Consider the following 11,585-nt stretch of genomic DNA (forward strand, 5'->3'; position numbering starts at 1 on the left):
TTGAAAAATTTATTTAAAAGCATAACCCATTGAAATTCCAGCCCATGGACGAGTTTCACCTTTATCTGGAAAGTTGATAAGCGGAGTAAACGAAACTCTAAAAACTAGACCACCCTTTTTAGGTTGATATCTATAGCCCAAAGTTAATGTCTCAAAGAATGCTAACTTCTCACCGTCAAAACCACCTATCACTGGAACTATACCTGCGCCAAACTCTAAATGATGTGATGTTTCTCTTCCTGTAAGAAAATTCAGCATAATCGGGAAACCAAAACCAAAAATCATCCAGCTTCCCCCTGCCCTGAAACTTAAATTTGGATGAAACCTGTAATCAATGTTAACTGAGCCAATCACTGAATTTCCAAATGCTTCGATATACCATGCCATTTGAGCAAAATCATTAGCAACTTCAGCAGTTTTAATTTCTTTTTTAACTTCGCTATTTACTTCAAATACATCTTGAAGCGCTAATAAAACTTTGTTTGCTTCTTCGGTCTCCTTATATCTTGAAATATAAGTTTGCTTTTTGTTATCGACCTTGAAACTTAGGCTAATTTCATCGCCACTTCCCTTTAATTCCAAATCTTTAAGGTTGTTGCGGAGATAAACATTTTTAACTTCAATCTCTTCACCTCTTTTGGAATATAAATAAGATATAGCACTGACAAAGTTTTCCACGCTCGGACTTTGCTTAAGCGAGTCAAGTATATTTTGAATTTCCTGTCTCATTTTTTCATAAGGATCAGGTAAAATCTTCTCAAGTGGAAAGAAAAGTATATTCAGGAAAATTTCACTTGGTTCATTTAAATTACCAAATCCTGAAAATGAATACCCAGGTGTATTAGAAACCTCTGGCATTTCAATTTCAACAATGCTTTCATCGGTGATAAGTAATACATGTCTTACATATCCACCACCTAAAGTTTTCCAACCGAAATGATATTTCCATGCGTCAAATAAAAACTTCACGTTTTGGTCTTTTACTTGTGAAAATTCTTGGAGATCAACCCCTTGCTGTGCTTGTGCAATTGAACAAAAAATAAACAAAACTGAAAATAAAACCTTACATTTCACAGCGCGCTACAGGATTAAGTTTCCACAGATAAGACGGTGATTAGTTTTCTTTGTTTGTTCACCATGTAGGTTACATTGGTATCGTTAATTGGAATTTTATAAATTTTATATCTAACTTTAATGCTTTCCAATGGGAACGGGTCGTCTCTTAGTTTGTTTATCTCACCAATCAATTTGCTGATTTTAATTAAATCACCTTTAAACAACTCAAGCAACTCCAAAAGCACGGTTTCCTTAAATCTTAAGCTAAATATGGGTGGTTTCTCACCTGAGCCTTTTAAAAGCAATTCCATTTTTAAAAATTCTTCATATGGCAGGATAGTTATATGTCTCCTACTCCCAGTCATCAAGTGTATTATTCTATCATCAGAAAGCTTACTCACGAACAATTCCAAGTTTTTGCTTGAAGTATTCTAAGGTCATTTTCAGCCCATCTTTTCTCGGAACTTTTGGTTCCCAGCCAAGTATTTCTCTTGCTTTTGTTATATCAGGTCTTCTAACCTTTGGATCGTCGGGCGGAAGTGGTTTAAACACAATTTTGCTTTTACTGCAGGCAAGTTCCTTAATTTCCATTGCGAGTTCCAATATCGTAACCTCATCAGGGTTTCCCAAGTTTATAGGATAAACATAATCAGACATCAAAAGTTTAAAAATTCCCTCAACGAGATCATCAATATAGCAAATACTTCTCGTTTGTTTTCCATCCCCAAATACAGTTATATCTTCACCTTTTAAAGCTTGTGTCATAAATGCTGGTATTGCTCTACCATCGTCAATTCTCATCCTCGGACCGTATGTGTTAAATATCCTTGCGATCCTCGTATCAAGACCATGATACCGGTGATAAGCCATCGTCATCGCTTCTGCAAATCTTTTTGCCTCATCGTATACGCCGCGTATCCCAATAGGATTAACATTGCCCCAGTATTCTTCGCTCTGTGGGTGCACAAGTGGATCGCCATATACCTCACTTGTTGAAGCTAAAAGAAATCTTGCACCCTTTGCTTTCGCAAGCCCCAATGCTTTGTGAGTTCCAAGCGCACCTACTTTTAAAGTTTGAATTGGATACTTAACATAATCCATTGGGCTTGCAGGCGATGCGAAATGCAGAATGTAATCAACATCTCCAGGGACATAGAGAAATTCGGTGACATCATATTTTATAAATTTAAATTTTGGATGCCCAAAGAGATGAGCTATGTTATCAAGATTACCTGTAATAAGATTATCAAGGCAGATAACCTCATCCCCTTCCGCTATAAACCTATCGCAAAGATGCGAGCCAATAAATCCTGCACCACCTGTAATTACAACTCGAGCCATTCTCAAAAATCATTTATTTTCAATTCAAGGACGATTTCAGATAGCCTCGGCAAATTTCTATCCTTGGCTGACAAAATTGGGTACTCAATGGGCCAGTTTATCCCGATTTCAGGGTCGTTCCAGATAATTCCTCGTTCATGCTCAGGTGAATAAAAATTGTCAACTTTATATTCAACCTCTGCAACTTCGGATAAAACAACAAAACCATGTGCAAATCCCTTTGGAATATATAACATTCTTTTGTTTCCTTCAGATAAGATTAAACCAAACCATTTTTTAAATGTGGGTGAATTTGGTCTTATATCAACAGCTACATCAAAAATCTCACCTTTTACACATCTTACAAGCTTTGACTGTGCGAATGGTTCAATTTGAAAGTGTAAACCTCTCAACACACCTTTTTTTGATTTTGAATGGTTATCTTGGACGAATTTTTCGCTTATCCCAACCCTTTCAAATTCTTTATACGAATATGTTTCCATAAAAAAACCCCGGTCATCTTCAAAGACGACGGGCTCTATTATGATCAAACCAGGGATATTATCAACGTAAGTGAATTTAAACGGCATTATTTCAGGTTAATTTTTATTTTCTTAGGGGCGACCTATTCCGTAATATGTGAATCCAAGTCTTTTTAATTTTTCGGGGTTATAGATATTTCTCCCGTCAAATACGACCGGTGTTCGCATAAGTGTCTTCATATAGTTAAAATCGGGTTCTCTAAACTCCTGCCACTCTGTTATGAGAACGAGCGCGTCGGCGTTTTTCAAAGCGTCGTATTGGCTTTTCGCATACTTTATTTTATTGCCAAAGATTTTTTTAGCGTTTGGAATTGCGACGGGATCAAATGCAGTAATTTTGGTTCCAAGTTTCAAAAGCTCATTTATAATTGTAATTGATGGTGCTTCCCTCATATCGTCAGTTTTTGGCTTGAAAGAAAGTCCCCATACGGCAATTTTTTTATCTTTTAAATCTTTTCCAAAATGTTTTTTTATCTTTTCCACGATAATTTTTTTCTGCCTTTCGTTTACCTCGTAAACAGAATTTACAATCTCCAAATTCAAACCATTTTCTTCACCCATTTTTATCAATGCTTTTATATCCTTAGGGAAGCAGCTTCCACCCCAACCCACACCAGGAAATAGAAACTTTGGACCAATTCTGTTGTCATATCCAATGGCAATTCTCACCTTTTCAACATCGGCGCCAAGCCTTTCGCACAAATTTGCTATCTCGTTCATAAATGAAATTCTCATCGCAAGAAAAGCGTTCGCGGTGTATTTCACCATTTCAGCGCTCCTTGTATCCATGACAAGAATTGGTGCACCCGTTCTAACGAACGGTTCATAAAGCTCACGAAGAATTCTTTCCGCCTCCCCATTGTTTACACCTATTACAACTCTATCCGGAAACATAAAATCTTGCACTGCATTCCCCTCCTTTAAAAACTCAGGATTTGACGCAACCTCTACTTCTACTTTCTCTTTAAATTTTTCAAGTTCTTTATCCATCATTTCCTTTATTTTATCAGCTGTGCCAACTGGAACAGTTGATTTACTTATCAAAAACTTTTTAATTTGCTCTTCACTTTTTTCTGCTATCTTACGCAATATTTTTGCTATATCTTTAACAACTGAAAATAAAATGCTAAGGTCAGCATTTCCATTTTTCTTAGATGGTGTTGGGAGACAGAGAAAAATTATTTCAGAATTTTCAATTGTATAGTTAAGATCAGTTGTAAATTTTAACCTTCCCGAGAAAAGATTCTTTTTCACTATCTCTTCAAGTCCAGGTTCGTAGATTGAAAGGATTCCCTTTTTCAGTTTATTAATTTTAGCTTTGTCAACATCCATACAGATGACATTATTTCCAACCTCAGCAAAACAAGCTCCCGTTACAAGTCCAACATAACCTGTGCCAATTATTGCAATGTTCATTTTTAATTTTTAATTTTTATTTATTCTACAGTTACACTTTTTGCAAGGTTTCTTGGTTGATCGACATCGCAACCACGCATGACAGCGATGTGATAAGCAAGCAATTGCAATGGGATTACAGAAAGAATTGGCATCAACATATCAAGCGTTCCTGGAATTTGAATAATATGATCTGATAATTTTTTCACCTTGTCGTCAATCTCCGTGACAATTGAAATTATCTTCCCTTTCCTTGCTTTAACTTCTTCCATATTGCTCAATACTTTCTCATAGACATTGTCTTTGACAGCGATAAAAACGACGGGCATATTTTCATCGATTAATGCGATTGGTCCATGTTTCATCTCAGCTGCTGGATAACCTTCAGCGTGAATGTATGAAATTTCCTTCAACTTTAGAGCTCCTTCAAGGGCGACTGGATAATTAAACCCACGTCCAAGGTAAAGAAAATTGTGATGGTCTTTATATTTTTCTGCAAGAAGTTTTATGTAATCGTTTAATTCAAGAATTTTTTTAACTTTTTCTGGGATTGAGAGCAATTCTTTTGCTATTTCTCGTGCAAATTCTTGGGAGATTGTTTTTCTTTCTTTCCCAAGCAAAAGTGTAATTAAACTCAGCACAACAAGCTGGCTTGTAAATGCTTTCGTGGATGCGACTCCAATTTCAGGGCCGGCGTGGATGTATATCCCCGCTTGGCTTTCCCTTGCAATTGTTGAGCCGACAACATTTACAATTCCAAGAGTAGTAGCTCCTTTTGCCTTGGCAAGTCGCAATGCTGCAAGCGTATCTGCGGTTTCACCGCTTTGGCTTATTAACCAAACCACATCGTCTGGGAAGATTACAGGATTTCTATATCTAAATTCCGAAGCATATTCAACATCAACTGGAATTTCTGCATATTGCTCCAACATATATTTCCCAACTAATCCAGCATGCCAACTCGTACCACACGCGGTGATGATGAATCTTCTCGCATTTAAAATTTTATCCATAACATCGGCAATTCCACCAAGTTTCACATCGCCATTTTCATTTACTCTGCCACGCATTGAATTATACAAACTTTCAGGTTGCTCAAAAATTTCCTTCAACATGAAATGTGGAAAACCACCCTTTTCTATCTCCTCTAAGCTGAACGTTAGTTCATGAATTCTTCCATCAAGATTCGCAATTTCATTATCGCTTGTGGAGTGTATCTTTTTTATTTCGATGCCGGAGCTTGAAATTATCCCAATTTCATCATCTTCAAGATAAATAACATTTCTCGTTAAAGCAACAATAGCTGAAGGGTCAGATGCAGTGATATACTCCCCATCTCCTAAACCAATTATTATAGGGCTTCCCTTCCTTGCAACGATCATTTTTTCAGGTTCATCTGCACAAATTATCGCAAGCCCATAGGTTCCTTCAATATGTTTAAGGGCAATTTGAACGGATGTAATAAAATCTTTTGTGTTTTTGTAAAATTCTTCTATCAAGTGAGATATTACTTCAGTATCAGTTTGGCTTTTAAATATATGTCCGAGTGATTCAAGTTTCTTTTTCAAGGTTGAGTAATTTTCGATTATGCCGTTATGAACCACGGCGAATTTTCCAGTGCAATCAACATGTGGATGAGCGTTGATATCGTTTGGTTCACCATGAGTTGCCCAGCGTGTGTGAGATATCCCGACATTAAAGTTTGAAGTGCTACTAAAAGAAAAATTTTTCAGTTCACTTTCAAGTGTGGCAACTTTCCCTGCCCTTTTGTAAAGCCAAAGGTTGCCATCTTTTAATATAGCTATTCCCGCCGAATCATAACCCCTATATTCAAGCCGTTTCAAGCCATTGATTAAAACATCAATCGTATTTCTTTTGCCAATGTAGCCCACAATTCCGCACATAGTTTCTCCCTTTTTTTGTTAAAATTAAAATTTACCACACCAATTTTTCAAAGTTGAAAAACACCCATGCTTTAAATGTAAATAAGTTTTTCTTTGCTCCTTCAACATTTTTATAGTTTTTTATATCTAAGTATGAAAGTTCAAGGTTAAAGTTCAATCTTGAATTAAAATAATAAAATAGCTTTATTCCCACCAAATGAGTTCTTTCAACCACACCATATGGAAATTTTTCTTTATATCCAGTTTCAACTGTTATCTCTGGAGCCATCCATGGTTTATCAAATGGTTTTTCAATTGACCCTTCACCATGTTCAATGAATTTATAATTCAAGGTCAATTTTACTTTCCCAAATACCCACTGCGAGAGCCATACTTCCAAACTTTGAAAGTCATTCCCCAATGGATGTGCGATCGGGCGTTTAAATCTTAAATATTTAAGGGGTTCATACTCATGATTATAGGTTCTATTTCTAACTTGGGTATACTCCATATTTAATTCGCTGCCGATTATATTTAATATATCTCCGATCCTAAAACCAATTAAAAATGCATATGTATTTGGTTCAAGTTCTCCTTTTAGTTTCCTCTGGTACATCCAATCATCTATGAGAAATTCAGCGTGGAAGTTCAAATTTCGAGCTGGGTAATAAGTTAAATCAGCATAGAAGAATATATTTGATTCTTTCCCGTCATTCACTTGAAACTCATAAAGGAAAGCGAATGGATTTGAAAGTGTTAAGTCAATACTACGACGATTTCCGCCATATAAAATAGATTGTCCAAACCCAAGATAAAGTTTATTCCATAAGTTTATCTCAAATCTACTGGCAGACAAATATCTACGGGCTTTTAACGTTTCAAGAGTATCAGATCTAATTTCTAATACCCTGCTGCTATCTGGTATTCTATCATCAAGCTGAGAGACAAACCAACTATATTTAATTCTCCGTGAAAATAAGTCAACTTGAAGGATATCATATGGAATCGCATAATCTGAAATTAATAAATTTCCACCTCTCCCATACCCCCACTTTATATAATCCCGCCCCAATTTAATCGACAAAGGTTCAACATTTAATTTTAGATAACCTTGCTCCGTATATCCAGCAAAAAAACCAAGCCATCTTCTACCGGTGTAAGTTGTATCATCAAGCAAATTTTGATCCATTAAAGAATTATTATACAGTGTGAACTTATCACCGTAATAAAGTACAAACTTTGCTCTGCCCCTGAATCTTAAAAGACGGTTTGAATACCCATCACGCCAAGCATATTCAAAGAGCGTGACACCAGTTTTAAATTTAAAATCATCACTATCTTTTAAAAGATTAGATGAATTTGATTGCTCCTGCGCATGTAAAAAATTGATCTCATCTCCAAATTCTTCTTCAAGCATCTTAAAAAGTCCCTTTTCAAAATCATTCGTTATCTTTGTATTCTCTTTAACTATTTGTTTTGCTACCTCAATTCTTGAATATGGTTTATACCCCTGTGGTAGTTCCCTGAAGTAACCACGAACTTTGAGTTCTTCAATTATGCTGTAAACCCAGTAATCAGTTGGGATGGTCTCAGAAAATTGAGAAAAGGAACGATTCTCAAGAAAAATAATTATAATTACAATAAGAATTGCAAATTTACTTGGGCAAGATTTTTTGTCAGCGCGCATGCTTTATCGGATTTGGTTTATATCTCCAGCTTTTTAGGGTAAAGGGTATATACTCGCCCTCCAAGGATATTCGAGAAAGAAAAATTACCGTTTTTATCTGTTAATGTTTGAGCAATCAGAGTTTGTTTTGAATGAGTAAAAAAAAAAGAGTTATATCAAAGGAAAACAGAAAAGGATAATTTTTCAAGGAGTATAAGATGGTTGAATCAACTTGAGGTAGGTTAAATAGGGAAATCCTTACTCCCGAAAAATCAGATGTATCTTCAAGGATTACCTTTCCACTTATAGTTTTCCCCGATGGTTTAGTTGGGGAGCAGGAGGGAAAGATGAGGAGTAGAATGAGGATAATAATAGAAAAAGTGAAATTTTTATTTGTAGCATTGATATTGACTATTCTAATATTCCCTTTTCCTTGTAGTTTGTTAACATAGGTAGAGATATATAAGTTGGTCTATGTTTCATCCCCACCGCTGGATAGCTTTCAACGTTTTTTCTCTTTTTAATTATTTGCTTTGTTATCTCAATTCAGTTTTACTTATGTCTCTCGTTTTTTTAGGAGAGATACTATTATTTGATCCTAGTTGCTTGGCTAGGTATTTTAAATATTTTGGAGTTTCAAAGTGTACGATTTTTCGATAAAGAGATAAATACATAACAATCCATAGAAAAGTGCATACCTGAAGGATCAAACTTTTTTGCCAAAAAATTACAGCTGGGATGAAACTTATAAATGTGATTCCCCAGAAATAAATAGAGGTCGATGAGTTTTCTCTCGTAATTCTCTTATAAACTAAGGAATGGAAATGCAGTATATCAGCTTTAGTTAAAGGGTAGCCTTTTTTAAATTTTCGCCTGTAGATAGAAAATAAAGTTTCCCACACGGGATATATCAGAAGTAACATTGGGAACCAGGGTGAGACCTGATGATGTCTTGCAACAAGAAGGATAGAAATTACAGATATAAAAAAGCCAATGATATATGCCCCGGCATCACCCAAAAAAATTAAACCACGAGGATAGTTCCATATAAAAAATCCCAAAACTGCAGCTATAATAACGATTGAGAGAAAAAGAAGAAATGTATCATTAACCTTAAAAGCCACATAAGCAAGTCCAATAAGAATAATCATAGACACTCCACTTGCGAGTCCATTAAAGCCATCAATAAGATTTACAGCATTTGAAAAGCCTGCTATTGCAAGTATTGTAATGAAAAGTGATAATGGAAGAAATCGCAACAAATCGTCAAGCACAATTATATCGAGCCTTGTAATTCTTACATCCATTAAAAAGAAGGAAAGTAAAGCAGATACAAGGGCAACTGAAAACCTAACCATTGGCGCGATTTTCTTTGTTAAATCTTCAGCGGTTCCTATCGCAAAAAGAGGGGTTGAGCATAATAAAATCATGACAAATAAATTTGTAAGCTCATTTTTTTGAAAGAAGAGAATAACGCTCGCTGCGATAAATCCTCCCCAAATAGCTACTCCACCGATACGAGGGGTAGGTTTTGAGTGAAATTTCTGTGGTTCACCGTTAGCAGAATCAAAGATAGCGCTATTGTTGCTATTGTTAGTAAATCCATAGCGAATAATAAAAAAGCAAAGTAAAAATGAGACTAAAAATGAAACAAGTGACCAAAGCATAAAATTTACGAACTTATTTTAAACCTTCCTTATCCCCAAATATTTAATTAATATTGTCTCGAATTATATCAACAATTCTTTTACTTGCCAGCCCATCTCCATAGGGATTTACCGCTTTTGACATTTTCTGATATTCAGATTGGTTTTCTATTAAACTTTGAACCGCTTTGAAAATAGTTTCTTTTTTAGTACCAACAAGTTTTGCAGTGCCTGCCTCTATTCCTTCTATTCTTTCTGTTACATCACGCATTACAAGTACAGGTTTTCCAAGTGATGGCGCTTCTTCCTGAATTCCACCCGAATCAGTTAAAACTAAATATGATTTAGACATCAACCATATGAGATAAGGATATTCTAAGGGCTCTATCAAATATATGTTTGCGATACCATTTAATATCCTGTTTACAGGTTCCCTAACATTGGGATTTAAATGTACTGGATAAATGATTTTTATCTCTGGAAATTGTATTGCGATTTCTTTTAATGCCTTACAAATGTTCTCAAATCCCTCACCAAAACTTTCTCTTCTATGCCCTGTAACCAAGATAACTTTATCTTCATTAGAATCAAGAAATCTTTCAAAAAATGACTCTATTTCTTTTTTTAAGTTAATATTTTTTTCAATTATTTCTAATCCCCAAAATAAAGCATCAATGACAGTATTTCCAACTACCCAAACATTTTCTTTTACACCTTCTTTCTGAAGGTTTTCTTTTGCTTTTATAGTTGGTGCAAAGTGATAATCTGCCAGATGGCCAATCAAAACTCTATTTATTTCTTCGGGAAAAGGAGCATATTTATTATAACTTCTCAACCCAGCCTCAAGGTGCGCAACTTTTATTTTCATATAAAAAGCTGAAAGAGCTCCTACAAATGCAGATGTTGTATCCCCTTGAACGAAAACAAGATCTGGTTTGTAGTCTTTCAAAACTTTTTCTAATCCTCTTAAGACGCCAGTTGTTATATCAAATAATGACTGATTATTTTTCATTAAATTTAAATCATAATCTGGTTTTATCCCAAAAAAATTCAGTACTTGATCTAACATCTGCCTATGCTGAGCTGTAATACATACTTTTACATCAAAAAAATTAGAATTTTTATTAAATTCTTGGTATAAAGGCGCAAATTTTATGGCTTCAGGTCGTGTCCCAAAAATAAGTAAGATTTTTCTCATTACTTTATTATTCGTATCGTAACTTAGTTAACTCATAAATTAATCGATCATCTTACTGCGCTACTCATACCCGGGGGGAAATCCGCAAGCATTTCTATTTTTTCCCAGTTATCCCTAAACCATTCAATATTTGCGTAAAGTTCCTCTTTAAAATCAACTATTGGTTTATATCCGATTAGATTTTCAGCTTTTTCGATAGATGCAAGTAATCTTGGTTTAGTATCCCATTTTCTTCTCTCCTTAAAAATTATCTTGGATTTACTACCCGTGGTTTCTATTACAAGCTGGGCCACCTCTTTTATTGAAACCTCTCTACCAGCGGCCAGATTAAAGTTTTCACCTATAGCTTTTTTATAATATCCCGCTTTAACTAAACCCTGAACTAAGTCTAATACATAAGTAAAGTCTCTCGTTTCTTCGCCAGTTCCTGTAATTGGCAGTGGAAGTTCTTTCATTGCCCAGTAAATAAAGTTTGGAATAACATTTCTATATTGCCCAGGGACTTCGCCGGGGCCATAAGAATTAAAAAATCTACAGTTAACTATAGGTAAACCATAATGGTGCAAATAAAAGTTGCAGTACATTTCACCCGTCATCTTGTTAATCTGGTATGGTGTTGTAAGATGCATAGAAATAAAATCTTCTTTTAAAGGTAGCTTAGGATAAGACCCATAAATAGCACAACCGCTCGACGCGTATATAAACTTTTCTACTTTACCTAACCTTGAATATTCTAACAATTTTATCAAACCCATTATATCTACCTCTGCTGAGGTTTCGGGATAATCTACAGAATTCTGATTTGCGAAAAATGCTGCTAAATGAAACACAATATTAATATCTTCTTTAAATACTCTCTTTAAATCAATATCGCTTCTT

Annotated in this window: 10 protein-coding genes; all 10 read right to left on the reverse strand. The window is 35.1% G+C overall.

All coding sequences use genetic code 11. From position 1 onward, the window contains the following. Positions 1 to 9 precede the first annotated feature (9 nt). Positions 10 to 969: a hypothetical protein gene (locus AWW78_RS09495; protein WP_141651974.1), complete on the reverse strand. Its 960-nt coding sequence runs from the start codon at positions 967 to 969 to the stop codon at positions 10 to 12. Positions 970 to 1,088: 119 nt separating this feature from the next. After that, positions 1,089 to 1,457 carry a hypothetical protein gene (locus AWW78_RS09500; RefSeq protein ID WP_047133534.1) on the reverse strand — a complete coding sequence of 123 codons (369 nt, stop codon included), beginning with the start codon at positions 1,455 to 1,457 and terminating at the stop codon, positions 1,089 to 1,091. Beyond that, complete coding sequence (locus AWW78_RS09505; RefSeq protein ID WP_047133535.1) at positions 1,450 to 2,397, reverse strand: UDP-glucuronic acid decarboxylase family protein; 948 nt, start codon at positions 2,395 to 2,397, stop codon at positions 1,450 to 1,452. Before AWW78_RS09505 ends, AWW78_RS09500 begins: the two co-directional genes overlap by 8 nt. A gap of 2 nt (positions 2,398 to 2,399) precedes the next feature. Further along, positions 2,400 to 2,966 carry a dTDP-4-dehydrorhamnose 3,5-epimerase gene (rfbC, locus tag AWW78_RS09510; protein WP_047133536.1) on the reverse strand — a complete coding sequence of 189 codons (567 nt, stop codon included), beginning with the start codon at positions 2,964 to 2,966 and terminating at the stop codon, positions 2,400 to 2,402. A gap of 24 nt (positions 2,967 to 2,990) precedes the next feature. Further along, positions 2,991 to 4,334, reverse strand: a complete 1,344-nt coding sequence (locus tag AWW78_RS09515) for a UDP-glucose dehydrogenase family protein (protein ID WP_047133537.1) — start codon at positions 4,332 to 4,334, stop codon at positions 2,991 to 2,993. Positions 4,335 to 4,354: 20 nt separating this feature from the next. Further along, positions 4,355 to 6,217, reverse strand: coding sequence for a glutamine--fructose-6-phosphate transaminase (isomerizing) (gene glmS, locus AWW78_RS09520; RefSeq protein WP_047133538.1), 1,863 nt, complete (start codon positions 6,215 to 6,217; stop codon positions 4,355 to 4,357). A 31-nt stretch (positions 6,218 to 6,248) separates the two neighbouring features. After that, a complete protein-coding gene (locus tag AWW78_RS09525) occupies positions 6,249 to 7,883 on the reverse strand; it encodes a capsule assembly Wzi family protein (protein WP_047133539.1) in 1,635 nt (544 codons plus the stop codon). A gap of 515 nt (positions 7,884 to 8,398) precedes the next feature. After that, on the reverse strand, positions 8,399 to 9,529 hold the full coding sequence (locus tag AWW78_RS09530) for an MraY family glycosyltransferase (RefSeq protein ID WP_047133540.1): 1,131 nt from the start codon (positions 9,527 to 9,529) through the stop codon (positions 8,399 to 8,401). Positions 9,530 to 9,572: 43 nt separating this feature from the next. After that, entirely contained in the window at positions 9,573 to 10,706 is a 1,134-nt protein-coding gene (wecB, locus tag AWW78_RS09535) for a non-hydrolyzing UDP-N-acetylglucosamine 2-epimerase (RefSeq protein ID WP_047133541.1), read from the reverse strand. 47 nt (positions 10,707 to 10,753) lie between these two features. Continuing rightward, a partial coding sequence (locus AWW78_RS09540) for an NAD-dependent epimerase/dehydratase family protein (RefSeq protein ID WP_047133542.1) occupies positions 10,754 to 11,585 on the reverse strand: 832 nt, incomplete at its 5' end.

The sequence above is a fragment of the Candidatus Kryptonium thompsonii genome, assembly GCF_001535985.1.
Taxonomy (GTDB): domain Bacteria; phylum Bacteroidota; class Ignavibacteria; order Kryptoniales; family Kryptoniaceae; genus Kryptonium; species Kryptonium thompsonii.